Below are 17,747 nucleotides of genomic sequence, written 5' to 3'. Positions count from 1 at the left end.
AAGCAGTAGTGTTTAAAGGGGCGGAGCGATCCGCCCCTTTTTTGCGTCCTGGCTTTCGCGAAGTTGCCTAGCCATCGACCCGCATAGCCGCGCCCGCGAGACTCTCCGCCTCAAGCAGCAGTTCATCGTCTACCGCCCCTTGCGGCGTCGCCTCTCGTCCAATCATCACCATGACCGGAACCGCAAGCGGGCTCACGCGATCGAGCTGGACATGCACGAGCTGCTCCGCAGACCGGTCGAGCAGGTCTCCCAGTCGGCCCACATCGGTCAACCGGGTGCGCGCGTCCGCCCAAGCAGCCTCGATCAGGACGTGGTCGGGCTCGTACTTGCGCAAAACGTCGTAGATCAGGTCGGTCGAGAACGTGACCTGCTTGCCGGTCTTGCGTTTACCCGGATGCTGACGTTCGACCAGCCCGCCAATCACCGCGACCTCGCGGAAGGCCCGGCGCAAGAGGTGCGAATTTTGCACCCAATCGATGAATTCGTCCTGCAGGATATCGGGTGAAAGAAGCGGTGCCGGCTCCTTTACGGGCTTCAATCCCCAAACAGCGAGCGAATAGTCGTTGGCTACGAAGCCGCCTGGCATCAGCCCACGATCCTCCATGCGCCGCGTGATCAGCATCCCCAGGCTTTGGTTCGCATTCCAGCCTTCGAAGGTATAGTATACGCTGTAATGCTGTTTCGCGTGCGGGAAGCTTTCCACTAACAGTTCGCCTGGCCCCGGCATCTTCGAGCGCCAGTCCTGCACCTCGAGCCATTCGCGCACATCGTCCGGAAACCGCGCCCATGCCGCCCGGTCGATCAGCATTTCTCGTACTCTGTCGGCAAGGTGTGTGGTCAGCGGCATTCGTGCGCCGCCATAGCTGGGTATCATGGCGCTGGCCTTGGCGGCCTTCACCACGACCTCCATGTCCTGAATCTTGACCACTTCGAGGCTCATACCGGCAAACGAGAAGGTATCTCCGGGGCTGAGCGAGGCCGCGAACCGTTCTTCCACCTTGCCGAGCGATCGCCCGCCGCGACCACGCCCGGCATTTATGCGGACGTCGAGCATTTCGGAATCCACTATAATTCCGGCATTCATGCGGTGACGCTGGGCCTGCTCCGGGTGGGTCAGGCGCCATACCCCTTCGCGATCGCGCACGATGCGCCTGAATTTGTCATAGGCCCTCAGCGCATAGCCGCCCGTCTCGACGAAGGAGAGGACCCGCTTCCATATCTTCTCGTCCACCCAGGCATAGGACAGGCTACCCCGAATTTCGGCCAATAGCTCCGCTTCCTGAAATGGCGAGGCGCAGGCACAAGCCATCACGTGCTGAGCGAGCACGTCGAGGCCGCCGGGCCGAAACTCCTCGCCGTCGCGCTTGCCCTCATCGACCGCCTCTTTCGCCGCGGTGGCTTCCAGGAACTCGAAGCGGTTGCCCGGCACCAACAGCGCGCGGCTGGGGCAATCGAGCCTGTGATTGGCGCGGCCGATCCTCTGGAGCAGACGCGAGGAGCCTTTGGGCGCCCCCATCTGTACGACTAGGTCGATATCCCCCCAGTCGACGCCCAGATCCAGGCTGGCCGTAGCAACCAGCGCACGCAACTCGCCCCGCGCCATCGCACTCTCGACCTTGCGCCGCGCCTCTTTGCTCAGCGAGCCGTGGTGAACGCCGATGGGTAGGTTCTCTTCGTTCACGTCCCACAGGTGCTGAAAGATATACTCCGCAAGAAAACGCGTATTCGTGAATATCAGCGTCGTTCGGTTGGCGCGGATTTGGTCGTAGAGTTGCGGAATTGCCCAAGTCGCTGCATGCCCGCCCCAAGGCACGCGCTCTTCTTCGGGCAAGAGGATCTCGACCTCGGCCGGTGCACCGGCCTCTCCCTCGACGACATCCACCGCGTCGATATCGCCCCACGGTGCGAGCCATTCGCGGAAACCTTCGGGATTGGCCAAAGTCGCCGAAAGCGCGGCGCGTTGCAGCCCGGGTGCGATCGCCTGCAAACGGGTCAAGGCGAGCGCCAGAAGATCGCCTCGCTTGCCGGTGGCGAAGGCATGCACTTCATCGATGACAACGCGCTTCAACCCGTGGAAGAGTTCGAAACTGTCGGGGTAGGAAAGCAGCAGCGAAAGGCTTTCCGGCGTCGTCAGCAACACATGCGGCGGACGCGTGCGCTGACGCTTCTTGCGATCGGACGGGGTATCGCCGCTGCGCGTTTCGATGCGAAGTGGCAGCCCGATTTCATCGATCGGCGTCAGCAGATTGCGCTGAACATCATGCGCCAGCGCCTTGAGCGGCGAGACATAGAGCGTGTGCAGCCCGTCGGGCGCATCCCCGCTTCCCAATCGGGAAGGCGTGAAATCTGCCAGCGTCGGCAGGAATCCCGCCAGCGTCTTACCGGCACCGGTATCAGCCACGAGCAGCGCATGCCGCCCGGCATCGCTCGCCGCCAGCATATCGGCCTGGTGTCGCCGGATGCGCCAGCCACGCCCGGCGAACCAGTCTTCCAGCTCGGGCGGGATAGCGGTGTGCATCACGAAAGAAGCGATGCAGGAACCGTTTCGGTTCCTCCGCGACGCACAGGTCGAAGGATGTCGCTACATTGCCTGATCTTCGACAGACCAATCCATCGGTTTAGGCGGCTTGACGATCTCGCGCAGGCTCTCCGCATCCACCTCCAGCAAGGCGGCCAGCCGGGCCCGCTCGGCAGGATCAAGATCCCCGTAGCCACGCTCGGTCGGCAGCGATTCCATCGCCTCTTTCATCGCGGATTCCATGTCTCCGAGACCACTCAGCACAGCCGGAAGCGCTTGCATGGTTGCTTCCATCACCTGCGGATCGGCGAACATGGCCATCGACTCCCTGGCATATACGCCGCCCGTCGGGGTCGCGAAGAAGGCAGAGATATCGGCAAGTTGCGTGTCATCGAACCGCACCGCATAGGCTTTGGAAAGACCTTCGCGCATCGGACCTTCCATGGTCGAGAACATGCCCCCCATCTTGCCTGTCAGGACACCGACGGTAGCATCGAAACGCTTTTCGTAAGCCGGATCGAGCATGGTCATGATCTCGACCTGCTCTTCATCCGCCAGAGCTTCGATCGTTTCCTGTTCCAAATCCAGTCGCGATCCCAGGATGAATTCCGGTGCGGCCAACATCGACATCATCGGACTCAACATCTTGTCGATCATCTCGCTCATCATCTTGCCGTAGAAGCCATCGGGCATCATCGCGCCCACAACTTCCTGCGCAGCAGGCAAACGCGCCTGCTGTTCGGCAGTGAGCGGCTCGGTCTGGAACAGACCGGTCATCATCGCCGCGAAATCGTCGATCTTCTTCTGCGCAGCCACGTCTGTGCCTGCCTCATCAGCTTCTTGCGCCACGGCCGGGTTCGTCATCGCGAGCGCCACTGCCGCAATCGATGTTCTGAAAAATCTACGCAACTTTTCCCCCTTTAGTATTGGTGAGCCGAAGTTAGTGCCCTGCCTGCGGGCCACGTTCCAGCCCCGATGCCGCGAGCTGCTCGTCAATCTGCGCGACCAGCCGATCGAGACCTTCCTGGCTTTCGCTTTCCGCACGGGCGACCAGCACGTCCTGCGTGTTCGACGCACGCAGGAGCCACCAGCCGTCATCGGTCGTCACCCGGACCCCATCGGTGGTATCGGCCACCGCGTCGCTGGCTGCGATCCTTTCGGCAATCTCGCCGATGGCAGCGAACTTGCGGCTTTCATCGACCTGGAAGCGCATCTCGGGTGTGTTGACCATTGGCGGCATTGCGCCGCGCAATTCGGTCACCGAGCGGCCCAGCCGCGCCGCGGCGGCGATCAAACGGACTCCGGCGTAAAGTGCATCATCGTAGCCGTAGTACTCGTCGGCGAAGAAGACATGACCGCTCATTTCGCCGGCGAGCGGCGAGCCGGTTTCCTTCATTTTGGACTTGATCAGCGAATGGCCGGTCTTCCACATCAACGGCTCACCGCCGTGTGCAGCGACATGATCGAACAGCGCGCGGCTGGCCTTGACGTCTGCGATAATGGTCGCGCCTTTCGCCCGGGTCAGCAGATCCTCGGCATAGACCATCAGCAACTGGTCGCCCCAGATCACCCGGCCCTCGCCGTCGATGGCACCGATGCGGTCGCCATCGCCGTCGAAGGCTATGCCGAAATCGAGCCCCTTGTCGGCGACGAGCTTGCGCAGATCCTCGAGATTCTCCTCGACCGTGGGATCCGGGTGATGATTGGGGAAATTGCCGTCGACTTCGGTGAACAGCAGGTGATGCTCACCCGGCAACCGCGCAGCCAGCTTTTCCAGTGCGGGACCGGCGGCACCATTGCCAGCATCCCAGCCAACCTTGAGATCGGCGAGAGCGGTATTGTCGATCCCGTCCAGCGCCTCGAGCATACGATCGATGTAGGCATCGAGGACATCGCGCTTCTCGACTTCGCCCGAACCGTCCGCCCATTCTCCCTCGGCACCGCGGCGCCCCTGTTCCTGGATATCCGCGCCAAAGAACGGACGCCCTTGGAATACCATCTTGAAACCGTTGTAATTTGCGGGGTTGTGGCTCCCGGTGATCTGGATCCCGCCATCGACATCCTCGGCCGAGGCCTCGGCATAGTACAGCATCGGCGTGGGCCCCATACCGATCCGGACGACGTCCATGCCGGAAGCCGTCAGCCCTTCTATCAGCGCGTGCTCGAGCAGCGGCGAGCTGACGCGACCGTCATACCCGACCGCTACCTTGCTGCCGCCCGCTTCGGCCAGCATGGAAGCGAAACCGCGGCCGATCGCACGCGCATCGTCCGGCCCGAGGGTTTCGCCGATGATTCCGCGAATATCGTACTCGCGCAGGACGGTGGGGTGAAAGGCATGGCTCATTCTGGTCGCTCCGGTGGTTCGTGCGGTAGGTCATCTAGCAGTAAGTCGCGGGCCGCGTTGAGTTCCTGCATTGCCGCGTTCGTCCCGCCCCTATCGGGATGAATCATGGCAGTCATGCGACGATGCGCCTCGCGTATTTCACGTCTGCCCGCCTCTGGTCCGACCCCAAGCAACTGGCGCGCTTCCGACAAGGCCAGTTGACGCGTCGGCTTCGACTGCAGGTATTCCCAGGGCCATTTCCCAAAGATCCAGCGGCAGGCGACAGAGATCAGTATGAGAAGCGCGAGCAGACGAATCACGTCGCAGCCCCGTCGATCTGCTCGAAATTGTCGCGGGGCAGGCGGAAGCTGGCGACAAGACCACGTAGTTCCTGCCGCGCGACCAGATGGCTGGTCCCAAGATCGCCCAGTTGTCCCTTATCGAGCAGCGTCAGGCCCGAAGGGAAGAGTTCGCGATAGATCACGCGTTCGGACAACCCCTTGGCCACGCGGAAACCGACGCGCTTGGACATCTCGGCCAAGGCCTGTTCAATACGAGCCATGTTACGCGCTTCCGTATAGCCCGTGCGGTTTCGCACGACTACCCAATCCATCTGCGCGCGCTGCTGTTCGATCGATGTCCGGCTGCGCTTCAGGCGCGCTTCCCAGATAAGCTCGGCGTAGAAGGACAACTTCTTGACCTTGAAACTCTCGCCTTCGACCTGACCGATGAGGTCGAAGTCGACGAAACTATCGTTCATTGGCGTGACGAGCGTATCTGCCGTCGTCGCGGAGTGGCGCGCGAGGGGATCGTCACGCCCCGGCGTGTCCACGACCACGAAATCTGCCTCGGCAGCCTTTTCTTCGATCAAGCCTTCCATCCCGTCTTCATCCATGTCTTCGACGACATGGCAGCGCGCAGTGGGCAAATCGATACCACGACGACTCATGGTTTCCGCCCGGTTCTCGAAATAGCGAAACATGGTGCGCTGGCGATGGTCGAGATCGAAAGCGACGACATCGGCGCCGCGAAAAGCCAGCGCGACGGCGATGTGGACCGCCGTCGTCGATTTGCCCGTCCCGCCCTTTTCGTTGGCGAAGACAATGCGGTGGGGCTGCGAAACCATCAGGATCTGGCCGGAGAAATCATGTCGGCAAGGTCCCTATCCAACCCGTCGCCCGGCGGCAACGCGCGGTCTCACGGAGCAGTATGATTTTTCCCACAATGACGGTTCCATACTAGCACATACTCCATCATTTGGTATTCTCCCTCCTAACTGGGTCGCATTCGACCGGCGAGGATCGGCAATAAGTCGGCGGCCGCGAACTGTTTTTCCAAAGGGGGGAACCCAGAATATGAAGAAGGCGCTTTTCGCGGCATTGGCCGTATTTTCGATGACGGGCATGGTTGCCGAACCGGTTTTCGCCCAAGGCACATCTTCTGGCCGCAAGGCACAGGAGCGTGGAACCATGGAAATTCCGCGCTGCAACCGCAATCTCGGCACGATCGCAGTGGTCGAACCCGACGACAAATGGTGGCGCGAACTGAATCTGGGCAGTCCCGAACAGATCATCCGCGTCTTCGTCCAGCGTTCGGGTTGCTTTACCATGGTCAGCCGCGGACGAGCGATGCAGAGCAGAGCAATGGAACGCGCCTTGCAGGAGCAGGGCGAGCTGCAGGACGGGCAGAATGTCGGGCTGGGCCAGGTTGTGACCGCCGACTATTTTCTCCAACCCGACATCGTTAGCGCGAACAGCAATTCGGGCGGCGGTGGCGGCGCCCTCGGCGGCGTTGTCGGCGGCCTGTTCGGTCGTACTGCCGGTGCACTTGCCGGCGGTATCCGGGTGAAGAAGGGTGAGGCAAACGTGGTCCTCTCGCTCGTCAATGCCCGAACGACGGTCGAAGAAGCGCTTGTCGAGGGCTACTTCCAGAAGAAGGACCTCGGCTGGGCTGCCGGCGGCGGCCTGTTCGGCGGAGGCGGAGGCGCTGCGGGGGGCTTCGGTAGCTACGAGAATACGGCTATCGGCCAGATTCTCGTGCTCGCATATCTGAATGCCTACACCGATATGGTGTCTCAGCTCGGCGGGCTTCCGCTGGACGCCGCGGCTGCAGCCCCGGAGGCGCGCTGAGAAACGCCAGCTTGCAACACAAGGGGCGGGGCGGCACAGGTCGCTCCGCCCCTAACCGTTTCCGGGAGTTGGATCGTTGCAAACCATCACCCATCTCGCTGAACTCCGCCCTGCCACCCGCGCGTTGCAGACCACCGGGAAGCTCGCCCTGGTTCCGACCATGGGTGCCTTGCACGATGGACATCTCAAGCTTGTCCGCGAAGCGCGCAATGCCGCGGCCCACGTTGCCGTGTCGATCTTCGTCAACCCGCGGCAGTTCGGCGCGAATGAGGATCTGGATGCCTACCCCAGGCAACTGCAGCGCGATGCGACTCTGCTCGAAGACGAGGGTGTTGCTCTACTATGGGCGCCCTCCCCCGACGAAGTTTATCCAACCGGCTATGCAACCAACGTCTCCGTCGCCGGGATCAGCGAAGGACTTTGCGGTAGCGATCGCCCTGGCCATTTTGACGGGGTGGCGACGGTCGTTTGCAAGCTCTTCAATCAGGTCAGACCCGATATGGCGTTCTTCGGCGAGAAGGATTGGCAGCAACTGGTCGTAATCCGTCGCATGGCGGAAGATCTCGACCTGACCGAACCCCACGTCGATTCGATCCATGGCGTACCCATAGTGCGCGAGCCCGACGGCCTCGCGATGAGCAGTCGCAACGCCTATCTTTCGCCCGAGAATCGCAATGCAGCCGCTGCGCTCCCCCGCGAAATGCGCGAGGCGATCCGACGAGTTGCCGAAGGTCAGGCCGCGAGTTCGGCTACCAGAGATCTGCGCAGCCGCCTGATAAATGCCGGTTTCGATTCGGTAGACTATGCGGAGATACGCAACGGTGCCGATCTCGCGCCCGCTAACAACGCAGCCGCAGTAAATCGCCTGTTCGTGGCCGCCAGGATCGGCGGAACGCGCCTGATCGATAATATGCCGATCATCTGAAATGGCTCACGGTCCACCATTTGGAGGACTGTAACCGAATCGCAATCCTCGCTATCGCGGAGATCCGTTGAGAACGGTGCCACGCAGCGCCTGCCCTTCGGGTTCGCACGGGCCGGGTGCATGGCATCTACGATGCCGTGCATCCGGCCTTGGACGTGCGTCGACTTTCCGACACAGGATTAGGTCGTCCTCCCACGGAAGTGCGCCCAATTTTAACTGGAGAGAATGGAGCGGGTAAGGGGAATCGAACCCCTCTAGCCAGCTTGGAAGGCTGGAGCATTACCACTATGCTATACCCGCCCGGGTGGAGCGCCAATGCCACCGAAGCTGCGCCGCCGTCAACACGCTATTGCGTTTGCGCGTTATCTTCAGTTTCTTCCTCCTGCCTCGTAGTAGCCAAGCTCTCAGCCAAAGTCGGCCTGCTGTCCCGCGCGGCCTGATCGAAGCTGCGAACTTCGATCTCGACCCGGCGATTTACAGCCCTGCCATCCTCATCGGGGGAACCGTCCGGCAGGGCGTTGGGCGAAGCCGGATTTTGCTCGCCGAACGCAATCACCGAAATGCGGTCTGGCGCAACGCCGTTCTCCACCAGCCAGTCGCGCACCGCTTCCGCCCGCGCCAACGAGACGCGCATATTGACTTCGTCGTTCCCGCCACTGTCGCTGTGTCCGCGCAGGACAATCGTATAGCCCGCGGCAATTTGCGGAGAAGCCAGCACGGTAGCGAGTTCGGCACGCGCGTCCTCTGTCAGTTCGGCGCCTTCGGGAAAGAGAATTCGCGTTTCGAGCGAACCGGATGGGCGCAGCTCCTCAATCGGCTCTACCTGGAACTCGGGGCGGAAGATCGACCGCTTCTCCACCGCGACATCATCCTGCGATGAAGATGAGCTGCGTCGATCTTCACATGCACCCGAGGCAAGTGACAATGCGACAATGGCGAGCGAGGTACGGATCGGGTTGTTCATTTCATGCCCCCTGGTCGGCGGTCTTGTTTCGTTTGCGATCTCGTTTGGCGGCAGCATCCTGTGCGCTGCGTTCCTGCGGCGGCGCGAAGCTTACGATAACATCCCCCGCCCGCGGTTCCGGCTTTGCCGCATGTGTGAAGAAACGAATCGTCCCGTTGTCGCGCACCAACAGGAGCATCGATGCCGCATCGGACAGGCGCTCCCGGGCCGCGTCGAAATCGAACTCTTCCGACAGCTTGGTCTTGCGGAACACCCAGCCGCGCGCGAGCCGTTCGTTGACATCCTCCACGCCGAAACCGCTCTCGAACAGGGCACGGCCACGGATGCTGCTGGGGAGCGCATGCTTGTCGTCCTCGTCGACCGCATTGCCGAGCTGAAAGACCGTGTCGCGCCCGATTTCGTAAGCAAACTCGTTACACACAAGCGCGTTATAGGCTTCGTTCTCGGTTGCCGCCACGAGGACCGCATAGGGCGCAAGGTCAAGATTGTGTTCGGTCGCCTCGTTGAGGATCTCGCCATGGTAGAAAGGCAAGCCCTTCTGTCGCGCCAGCGCAAGCCGCTGCCAACTGGCATCGACGACCATGACCGGCGTCTTGAGCTCCTTCATCATCATGGCAAGCGAGATAGTCCACGGTGTACTGCCGACGATCAGGATGCCGGGGCGGCTGCTTCCTTTGAGTTTGAGCAGGCGGGCCACGAGATCGATGGTAAAGCCATGCGCGACTATGGTTGCGACCACCACGGCGAAGCTGAGGCCGATCAGTGCCGTGCCGTCATAACCGATTTCCTCGAGCCGCAGCGCGAACAGGCCCGAGATAGCCACGAGGACGATACCTCGCGGGGCGATCCATGACAGGAACAGCCGCTCGTTCCATGGCACCGAACTACCGAGCAGGCTGAGCAATATCGTGCCAGGCCGGACCAAGAACAGCAGCGCAAGCAGGAACAGCGCGAAGTTCCAGTTGAGATAGGCAAGCTCTTCGAATTTCAGGCTGGAAGACAACAGGATGAATATGCCCGAGATCAAAATCACGGCGATGTTCTGCTTGAAAGGATGGATGCTACGCAGAGAAGAGACATTCATGTTCGCAAGCGCCACGCCCATGACGGTCACTGCGACCAGTCCGGCTTCGTGCTCGATCTGGTTGGACAGAACAAACACGACGATCACAGCGGTGAGCAGGACCGGCACCTTGAGGAATTCGGGCACCGTTCCACGCGGGAACGCCCAAGCTACGGCAGCCGCTGCAACATAGCCGATCAGACCGGCAAGAATGGCCGCGAAGATAAGCGGCGGGACGACTTCGAACAGGCTCGATCCGGGCGATTGCGCCACTGCACGGAAATACTCGTAGGCGACGACTGCGAACAATGCCCCGATCGGATCGTTGACGATGGCTTCCCATTTAAGGATCGCTGCGGGGCGCGCCTTGATCGAGGATTGCCGCAATAGTGGCATCACGACCGTTGGCCCCGTTACCACGAGAATGCCGGCGAAAAGGATGGCCACGGGCCATTCAAGGCCGCCGATCGAGTGGGCGGCAAAGGCACCCAGCACCCAAGCGATCGGCCCACCGAGCAGAACGAGGCGCCACACGCCCTCCCCGGCGTGACGCAATTCGCGGAAGTCGAGGCTCAAACCGCCTTCGAACAGGATCAGGGCAACACCGATTGCGATCATCGGTTCGAGCAGGTCGCCGAACGCGTGTTCGGGATCGAACAAGCCGAGAATAGGTCCGGCGAGAAAGCCAGCCGCCAGCATCAGGACAATCGCGGGCCACCCCGTGCGCCAGGCCAGCCACTGGGCGCCTATGCCCAGCATGCCAACCATTGCGATAACTAGTGACTGTTCCATGCCCCTCTCTGACTAAGCGATTGGTCGCGGGTCAGTACACCCCCTTGGGCACTAATCCAATCAATGCCCGACACCGCCGATATCTCCAGCGCTTTCGGAAAGATCAGTCGCCGTCGAAGTCCATCAACGTCCGCACATCGACCGATTGAGCAGCTAGTCTGGCGCTCCCACCCAAATCCGGGAGATCGATCACGAAGGCCGCCCGCCCCACTGCCGCACCCGCCTTTCGCAGAAGTTCGGTGGCTGCGAGCGCGGTCCCACCGGTGGCGAGAAGATCATCGACGATTGCCACGTTCTGCCCCCGCGCGATTGCGGTCGGGTCCATTTCCAGCCGATCGACGCCATATTCGAGTTCGTAATCCACTCCGATCACTTCGCAGGGCAGTTTACCCGGCTTGCGGATCGGCAGGAACGGCAGACCGAGACGGGCCGCGACCGCAGCTCCGAAGATAAAGCCCCGTGCCTCCATGCCGGCGATGGCCTCTACACCCTCCACCTCGCCCGCCAGCCATCGGACGGAGGCCGCGAAGCCGGGACCGTGGCCGAGCAGGGTGGTGATGTCACGGAACTGTATGCCCGCTTTGGGGAAATCCGGGATCGTCCGGATCAGCGCCTTGAGATCGTCGGGTGTCATGCCTTCTCCCGGAATCAGAACGCCCCTTGCATCGCTGGGACGCAAGGGGCGCTAATCATTCGCTTCGAACCGGCTGCTCAGCCGTTCTTGCGTTTTGCCGCTGCCCAGATCTGGTTCTTCGACAGATATGCGAGAACGGTTGCGAACAGCAGGAAAATCAGCACCGGCCAGCCGGTCTGTTTGCGCTTCACCAGCGTCGGCTCGGCAGTCCAGGTCAGGAAGGCGGCAACGTCTTCGGACATTTGCTGGACCGTGGCTTCCGTGCCGTCGTCATATGTCACCTGCCCGGTCATCGCCAACGGGGGAGCCATCGCGAGATTCAGGTTCGGGAAATAGGGGTTGTGGTGCAACCCCGGCCCCGGAGCCGCTTCCGGATGCTCTTCAAGCAGTTCCGCACTGGGTTCGGCATATCCCGCAAGCAGTGACGCAACATAGTTCGTACCGTCATGCCGCGCCTTGGTCATCAGCGAGAGGTCTGGCGGAATGGCGTTGTTGTTCGCCGCTGCCGCCGCGACATTGTTTGGGTAGGGCGAGGGGAAGTAATCGGTCGGCAGGCCCGGACGCGTGGTTGCCTCGCCCGTGTTCGGGTCGATGCCCGGGACTTGCTTGGACGCGGCGAAGGCTTTCACCTGGCCTTCATCGTAACCAATCTGTTCGAGGTCGCGGAAGGCGACATATTTAAGGCTGTGGCAAGCAGAACAAACTTCGTTGTAGACCTTGAAGCCGCGCTGCAGCTGCTGAACGTCCCACTTACCGAAAGGGCCATCGAAAGAGTAGGCGATGTCGCGCGGCTCTTCGTAGGGCAGGTGGCCGGGCGCTTCTTCGGTGATCGCAGCATAGGCGCCGACGACGAAGGAATAGAGCGCAACAACTGTGAAACCGAGGCCGACGAGTATCGCGACGAGGCGGATGCTGAGAAGCTTGGTCATGTCTTTTTCTCGTACTCGCTTAGGCCGCCGCTTTGGCGTTTTCGCCAAGCACTGCCTTCTCGTCCGAGCCCAGAACGGCTTCGGTGATCGAATAGGGCAGCGGTTGAGGCTTCTCGATCTGGCTGACGATCGGAAGGATCACCAGGAAGTGGAGGAAGTAGTAAGCCGTCGCGATCTGGCTCATCATCACGAAAGGCTCTTCAGCAGGAGCACCGCCGCAGTAGAACAACACCGCCATGCAGATGAGCAAGACGTAGAAGAACTTGCGGAACAGCGGGCGATAATGGCCGCTGCGCACCGGCGACTTGTCGAGCCAGGGCAGGAAGAACCAGATCAGGATCGACCCAAACATCGCGATCACGCCCATCAGCTTTGCCGGAATGAACAGGAAGTCGACGGTAAAGGCGCGCAGGATCGCGTAGAACGGCCAGAAGTACCATTCGGGCACGATGTGTGCAGGTGTCGAGAGAGGGTTCGCCTCGATATAGTTGTCGGGGTGGCCCAGAGCATTCGGCAGGAAGAACACCATCGCAAAGAACAGGATGAGCGCGACGCCGAGCCCGAAACCATCCTTCGCCGTGTAATAAGGATGGAAGGGTAGCGTATCGCTTTCGCTCTTCACCTCGACGCCGGTCGGGTTCGACGAACCCGGGATATGGAGCGCCCAGATATGCAGGATCACGACGCCCGCGATCACGAAGGGCAGCAGGAAGTGCAGGCTGAAGAAACGGTTCAGCGCGGCGTTGTCCGGGGCGAAGCCGCCGAGCAGCCAGATCTGGATCGGTTCCCCGATTACTGGGATTGCCCCGAACAGGCCGGTGATCACCTTGGCACCCCAGAAGCTCATCTGGCCCCAGGGCAGAACATAGCCCATGAACGCGGTCGCCATCATCAGCAGGAAGATGACGACGCCGAGCAGCCAGATCATCTCACGCGGCGCCTTGTACGACGAAAAGAAGAGGCCGCGGAAAATATGCAGGTAGACGACGATGAAGAAGAAGCTGGCGCCGTTCGCGTGCGCATAGCGCATCAGCCAGCCCCAATTGACATCGCGCATGATGTGTTCGGTCGTCGCAAAGGCGACCTGCGCATTGGCGGCATAATGCATTGCCAAGACCACACCGGTGACAATCTGCAGCACGAGGAAGAAGCCGGCGAGAACGCCGAAATTCCAGAAATAGCTCAGATTGCGAGGTACCGGGTAGCCCGCGCCGACGGCGTTGTAGACGAGGCGCGGCAGTGGCAGCTTCTCGTCGAGGAACTTCATGACCCCGTTGGTCGGGGTATATTCCTTGGCCCAGGGAAAGCTCATCGTATCGTCTCTTCTCTCTAAGCTCAGCCGACCTGAATGACGGTGTCAGAAGTGAACTCGTATTCGGGCACTTCGAGATTGGTCGGCGCCGGGCCTTTGCGGATGCGGCCGGCGGTATCATAATGCGAACCGTGGCAGGGGCAGAAATAGCCGCCAAACTCGCCCTTCACCTCGCCTTCCGCGGCGCCCAGAGGGACACAGCCAAGGTGGGTGCAGACACCCATCGTCACGAGCATATCCTCATGACCTTCCTTGGTTCGTTCGGCCAAGGTTTGCGGATCGCGCAGCGAACCGGTGCTGACGGCGTTGGCGGCCTGGATCTCAGCTGGTGTCAGGCGGCGCACAAACAGCGGCTGTTTGCGGAAGATCGCCTTGATCGCCTGCCCCGGCTGAATCGCCGAAACGTCGACCTCGGTCGAACTGGCGGCGAGAACATCCTTCGACGGCGCCATCTGGCTGATCAGCGGGTAGATCACCGCCAGGCCGCCGATGCCTGCGGCACTGACTGCGGCGATGTCGAGAAAATCCCGGCGGCGGATGCCGTCATCGGCCACGCCGGTCGTTTCGGGAGTTGCGGTTGCAGCGGTGTCTGCCATCAGCGCTTTGCCTTGCCTGCCTTGGTAGTGCGCCTCCACCCGGACGGGTTTCGGCGCCTTGTGCGAATCCAGTACCCGCCCTCTCGGAAAGCCGGTGCGCCCGAATATGCGATACGTGCGCGACAGCCCCCGGTGTGCCGGTTTGGTGGCGCCTCTAGCCGCTATGCGACTGGTTGCCAACCGCCTTTTGGCACGCTTGGGCTTCGAAATGCAGCACACGCCTCAGCCGCTGGCGGGAAGCCCTATTACGCTGAGCTGGCGCCCGTTCGTCGTTTCCCCGCGATGTGTGGCGCGGCGGTAAGAGTGAAATCGCCCCGGTTGCGAGTAGGTATCCTCGGCGAGATCCTCGACCCGGCTCACCCCAACTTTGCTCAAACGATGTACGACATAGGCGGGGAGATCGAATTGCAGATGCCCCTCGCGACCGGCCGCGAAGAAGTGCGAATCCGTTTCAGCGAACTGTCGCTCGAAAGCCTGGTCTACTTCATAACTGGGCTGGGAGATCGTAGGACCGATCGCGGCACCGATATTCTCTGGCTGAGCTCCAAGAGCGATCATGGCCGTGACCGTTTCCTCGAGAACACCGCCAAGTGCACCGCGCCAGCCCGCATGCGCCGCCCCCACCACACCCGCGACCGGGTCGGCGAACAGCACCGGTGCACAATCGGCGGTGACAATGCCGAGCAACAGACCCGTGCGGGCGCTCACGATCCCGTCGGCCTCGAGAAGAGCATCTCTCGCCTTTGTCGCCTCGACGACGGCTCGGCCGTGGACCTGCTTGACCCTGACCAGTTCGGCACCCGGCAAAATGGCCGCGAGATCCGGTTCCCGCGCGGTCGAGAAACCGTGTGGCAGGCCCTCCAAAACGCGCGCTTGCAGATGATCCCCCATGACGACCTAACCCAGCGAGCGGGTTACCTGCTCGAATGTGTCGCGCGACAGCCGGGGGGCTGCAGCGATCCGATCGAGAGCTTCGCGCATCAGCCTGGCCCGTCCTGGCTCAATCCGCCTCCAGCGTCCTAGCGGAGGAACGGAGCGTGCAGCCGTCTGCGCGTTGATCGGATCGAGTTCCAGGATCAGATCTGCGATCAAGTCGTACCCCTCCCCGTCGGCGGCATGGAAGCCGTGGGGGTTGGCGGCGAAAGCCATATAGAGCGAGCGCACCCGGTTGGGATTCTTCAGTGTGAAGTCGGCATGTTCGCTCAGCGCCTTGACGTGCTCGATCACCTGTGGATGCAGAGAACTCGCTTGAAGCGCGAACCATTTGTCGATGACCAGCGCGTTGCCTCGATAACGATTGTAGAAATCGAGCAATTTGTCGGTGCGCTCTACGCTGTCGAGGCCAGCCAGTACCATCAGCGCACCCTGACGATCGGTCATGTTGTCGGCGCGATCGTATTGCCAGGCCGCAAGTTCTACGGCCTTTGCCGGATCGCTGGCGGCAGCGTAGCCGAGTATCAGCGTTTTGACTTTGCGCGCACCCTTTGCTTCAGCACCAAGCGAAAACTCTATCTTCGCGGCACGATCGTACAGCGCATGGAACGGCGATGCGAGCCGCGCACCCAGATCGGCCTTCAACGCTTCCCTCTCGGCATGGATACGACCCGGTTCGGCAACGAGCATCTGTTCGGCGATATAGCTGTGACTGGGCATCATCATCAGTTCGCCACGCATGAGGTCGTCGAGTCGATCGTCCTCGATCACGGCCTCCAGTGCGCGGGCGATATCGGCGCGGGCGGCCTCACGCTCATTTTCGCCAAGATCGCCGGAGACCGCCGCGACGAGATAGCCGGTCATCAGTTCCTGCATCGCCTCATAGCGCGCAAACGGGTCATCGTCTCGCGCCGCCAGGAAAACGAGATCCTCACGCGGTACGGCGCGCTCGATCGAGACAGGCGCGGAAAAGGTGCGATTGATCGAAAGGACCGGCTTTTCGGCAAAACCGTCGAAGGCGAATTCCGCGCTTTCCTCGCCCAGCACGACGAGTTCTTCACCGCCATGCTTTCCCGTGGAGCGATCGAACAAGGCCAGCTTGAGCGGGATCGGCATGGGTTCCTTGACGGGTTGGCCCGGAGTCGCCGGAACCGTCTGCGCGAGCCTGATCTTCGCGGTCTCTCCCTCATGCTCGAGCTTAAGTACTACCTTCGGCGTTCCGGCCTGCGCATACCATCGGCGAAACCGGACTAGGTCCAGCCCCGTGCCGTCCTCGATCGCCTTTACGAAATCCTCGCAGGTCGCCGCTTCGCCGTCATGGCGATCGAAATAGAGATCGGTGCCTTTCCGGAACAGCTCCTCTCCAGCCATGCTGCGCATCATGCGTATGACTTCTGCGCCCTTGTTGTACACCGTACTGGTATAGAAGTTACTGATCTCACGATAGGAATCGGGCCGAATGGGATGCGCCAACGGACCTGAATCCTCGGGAAACTGTACCCCCCGCAGCACGCGCACGTCCTCGATCCGCTTGACCGGTGCGCTGCCCATATCGGCGCTGAACAACTGGTCGCGTAGTACCGTGAAGCCTTCCTTGAGGCTCAACTGGAACCAATCGCGGCAGGTGATGCGGTTACCCGACCAGTTGTGGAAATATTCGTGACCGATTACCCCCTCGATACCGTCATAATCGCCGTCGGTGGCGGTGTCGGGGTCGGCAAGGACATATTTGGTGTTGAAGATGTTGAGGCCCTTGTTCTCCATCGCCCCCATGTTGAAATCGGACACGGCGACGATGTTGAACAGGTCGAGATCGTACTCGCGGCCGAATATTTCCTCGTCCCACTTCATCGAGCGCTTGAGGCTTTCCATCGCGTGCTCGGTCCGGTCGAGATCGCCCTCGCGGACCCAGACGTTGAGCTCCACCTCGCGGCCGCCCATGGTGGTGAAGCTGTCGGTCCGGGCGACGAGATCGCCCGCCACCAGCGCGAAGAGATAGGACGGCTTGGGCCAGGGATCGTGCCATTCGGCCCAGTGCGTGTCGCCGCCCTCACCCTCGCCCGTGCGGTTCCCATTGCATAGCAGCACCGGGAACTGCGCCTTGGGTCCGCTCATCCGCACGGTGTAGGTGCTCAGTACATCGGGGCGATCGGGGAAGAAGGCGATACGACGAAAACCCTCTGCCTCGCACTGGGTGCAAAGCATGCCGCCCGAGGCGTAGAGCCCCATCAGCTGCGAATTGCCGGACGGGTCGATTTCGGTGACGATCTCGATCGTGTGGCGATCGCCTTCCAAGGTAATGACCAGATCGTCGCCATCCATCATATGGCCCGCGCAATCGCCCCCGTCGCAGGTCAGCGAGACTGGCTGGAGGCCATCACCATTCAAACGGATCGTCGGCGAGGCATCGGCAGCCGGATTGCGCTCGACATCCATGGTCGTCCTGACCCGGGTCTTCTCCAGGCCGAGGTCGAATTCCATCCGGATCGTCGGCACAAGCCAGGGAAACGGCGCATAATCCTCGCGGCGGATTTCGGGCGGCGCCTTGGGTTCGACGGCCGCATCGGCCATTTCGGGATTGCCGTCGGGCGTGGCGGGAGTGCGCGCAATATCCATGAAGGTCCTGTCG

At 61.5% G+C, this 17,747-nt stretch carries 15 protein-coding genes and 1 tRNA gene; 2 read left to right on the top strand and 14 right to left on the bottom strand.

The window, feature by feature from the left end; all coding sequences use genetic code 11:
• Positions 1-67: 67 nt before the first annotated feature.
• From K3174_RS07420 to K3174_RS07400, 5 genes are all read right to left on the bottom strand, one after another.
• On the bottom strand, positions 68-2,518 hold the full coding sequence (locus tag K3174_RS07420; RefSeq protein ID WP_221557503.1) for a ligase-associated DNA damage response DEXH box helicase: 2,451 nt from the start codon (positions 2,516-2,518) through the stop codon (positions 68-70).
• A 63-nt stretch (positions 2,519-2,581) separates the two neighbouring features.
• Positions 2,582-3,367: a hypothetical protein gene (locus K3174_RS07415; RefSeq protein WP_221557501.1), complete on the bottom strand. Its 786-nt coding sequence runs from the start codon at positions 3,365-3,367 to the stop codon at positions 2,582-2,584.
• A 91-nt stretch (positions 3,368-3,458) separates the two neighbouring features.
• Positions 3,459-4,862: a phosphoglucomutase/phosphomannomutase PgmG gene (pgmG, locus tag K3174_RS07410; RefSeq protein ID WP_221557500.1), complete on the bottom strand. Its 1,404-nt coding sequence runs from the start codon at positions 4,860-4,862 to the stop codon at positions 3,459-3,461.
• Positions 4,859-5,161 (bottom strand): DnaJ domain-containing protein, encoded by a 303-nt coding sequence (locus K3174_RS07405; RefSeq protein ID WP_221557496.1) that lies wholly within the window; start codon positions 5,159-5,161, stop codon positions 4,859-4,861. The genes pgmG and K3174_RS07405 overlap by 4 nt, the downstream gene beginning before the upstream one ends.
• Positions 5,158-5,967 carry a division plane positioning ATPase MipZ gene (locus tag K3174_RS07400; protein ID WP_221557494.1) on the bottom strand — a complete coding sequence of 270 codons (810 nt, stop codon included), beginning with the start codon at positions 5,965-5,967 and terminating at the stop codon, positions 5,158-5,160. The genes K3174_RS07405 and K3174_RS07400 overlap by 4 nt, the downstream gene beginning before the upstream one ends.
• Positions 5,968-6,196: 229 nt before the next feature.
• On the opposite strand from K3174_RS07400, the gene K3174_RS07395 reads away from it, so the two are divergent.
• Complete coding sequence (locus K3174_RS07395) at positions 6,197-6,970, top strand: CsgG/HfaB family protein (protein WP_221557492.1); 774 nt, start codon at positions 6,197-6,199, stop codon at positions 6,968-6,970.
• A gap of 76 nt (positions 6,971-7,046) precedes the next feature.
• On the top strand, positions 7,047-7,895 hold the full coding sequence (gene panC / locus K3174_RS07390; protein ID WP_221557483.1) for a pantoate--beta-alanine ligase: 849 nt from the start codon (positions 7,047-7,049) through the stop codon (positions 7,893-7,895).
• Positions 7,896-8,121: 226 nt separating this feature from the next.
• Here the strand turns inward: panC and K3174_RS07385 are convergent.
• From K3174_RS07385 to pepN, 9 genes are all read right to left on the bottom strand, one after another.
• Positions 8,122-8,195 (bottom strand) — tRNA-Gly (locus K3174_RS07385).
• A 46-nt stretch (positions 8,196-8,241) separates the two neighbouring features.
• Complete coding sequence (locus K3174_RS07380; protein ID WP_221557480.1) at positions 8,242-8,859, bottom strand: OmpA family protein; 618 nt, start codon at positions 8,857-8,859, stop codon at positions 8,242-8,244.
• Position 8,860: 1 nt separating this feature from the next.
• The gene (locus tag K3174_RS07375; RefSeq protein ID WP_221557478.1) at positions 8,861-10,714 is read right to left on the bottom strand and encodes a cation:proton antiporter; all 1,854 of its coding nucleotides are present in this window, start codon (positions 10,712-10,714) and stop codon (positions 8,861-8,863) included.
• Between the two features lie 103 nt (positions 10,715-10,817).
• On the bottom strand, positions 10,818-11,348 hold the full coding sequence (locus K3174_RS07370) for an adenine phosphoribosyltransferase (protein ID WP_221557476.1): 531 nt from the start codon (positions 11,346-11,348) through the stop codon (positions 10,818-10,820).
• A 77-nt stretch (positions 11,349-11,425) separates the two neighbouring features.
• Positions 11,426-12,277 (bottom strand): cytochrome c1, encoded by an 852-nt coding sequence (locus K3174_RS07365; protein WP_221557468.1) that lies wholly within the window; start codon positions 12,275-12,277, stop codon positions 11,426-11,428.
• Between the two features lie 19 nt (positions 12,278-12,296).
• Positions 12,297-13,589, bottom strand: coding sequence for a cytochrome b (locus K3174_RS07360; protein WP_221557466.1), 1,293 nt, complete (start codon positions 13,587-13,589; stop codon positions 12,297-12,299).
• A gap of 23 nt (positions 13,590-13,612) precedes the next feature.
• Positions 13,613-14,185, bottom strand: coding sequence for a ubiquinol-cytochrome c reductase iron-sulfur subunit (gene petA, locus K3174_RS07355; protein WP_221557464.1), 573 nt, complete (start codon positions 14,183-14,185; stop codon positions 13,613-13,615).
• A 222-nt stretch (positions 14,186-14,407) separates the two neighbouring features.
• Positions 14,408-15,076 carry a peptidoglycan editing factor PgeF gene (gene pgeF, locus K3174_RS07350; protein WP_221557462.1) on the bottom strand — a complete coding sequence of 223 codons (669 nt, stop codon included), beginning with the start codon at positions 15,074-15,076 and terminating at the stop codon, positions 14,408-14,410.
• 6 nt (positions 15,077-15,082) lie between these two features.
• The gene (gene pepN / locus K3174_RS07345) at positions 15,083-17,734 is read right to left on the bottom strand and encodes an aminopeptidase N (RefSeq protein ID WP_221557460.1); all 2,652 of its coding nucleotides are present in this window, start codon (positions 17,732-17,734) and stop codon (positions 15,083-15,085) included.
• Positions 17,735-17,747: the final 13 nt, after the last annotated feature.

The sequence above is a fragment of the Qipengyuania qiaonensis genome (genome assembly GCF_019711515.1).
GTDB lineage: Bacteria > Pseudomonadota > Alphaproteobacteria > Sphingomonadales > Sphingomonadaceae > Qipengyuania > Qipengyuania qiaonensis.
The sequence above is the reverse complement of the archived record's forward strand: the minus strand, read 5'-3'. Positions and strand labels throughout refer to the sequence as shown.

Coding starts and splice junctions, on each gene's coding strand:
- K3174_RS07375 (WP_221557478.1), bottom strand. CDS start 10,714: ATGGAACAGTCACTAGTTATCGCAATGGTTGGCATGCTGGGCATAGGC.
- K3174_RS07395 (WP_221557492.1), top strand. CDS start 6,197: ATGAAGAAGGCGCTTTTCGCGGCATTGGCCGTATTTTCGATGACGGGC.
- K3174_RS07420 (WP_221557503.1), bottom strand. CDS start 2,518: ATGCACACCGCTATCCCGCCCGAGCTGGAAGACTGGTTCGCCGGGCGT.
- K3174_RS07365 (WP_221557468.1), bottom strand. CDS start 12,277: ATGACCAAGCTTCTCAGCATCCGCCTCGTCGCGATACTCGTCGGCCTC.
- K3174_RS07370 (WP_221557476.1), bottom strand. CDS start 11,348: ATGACACCCGACGATCTCAAGGCGCTGATCCGGACGATCCCGGATTTC.
- K3174_RS07360 (WP_221557466.1), bottom strand. CDS start 13,589: ATGAGCTTTCCCTGGGCCAAGGAATATACCCCGACCAACGGGGTCATG.
- K3174_RS07400 (WP_221557494.1), bottom strand. CDS start 5,967: ATGGTTTCGCAGCCCCACCGCATTGTCTTCGCCAACGAAAAGGGCGGG.
- pgmG (WP_221557500.1), bottom strand. CDS start 4,862: ATGAGCCATGCCTTTCACCCCACCGTCCTGCGCGAGTACGATATTCGC.
- pepN (WP_221557460.1), bottom strand. CDS start 17,734: ATGGATATTGCGCGCACTCCCGCCACGCCCGACGGCAATCCCGAAATG.
- pgeF (WP_221557462.1), bottom strand. CDS start 15,076: ATGGGGGATCATCTGCAAGCGCGCGTTTTGGAGGGCCTGCCACACGGT.
- K3174_RS07380 (WP_221557480.1), bottom strand. CDS start 8,859: ATGAACAACCCGATCCGTACCTCGCTCGCCATTGTCGCATTGTCACTT.
- petA (WP_221557464.1), bottom strand. CDS start 14,185: ATGGCAGACACCGCTGCAACCGCAACTCCCGAAACGACCGGCGTGGCC.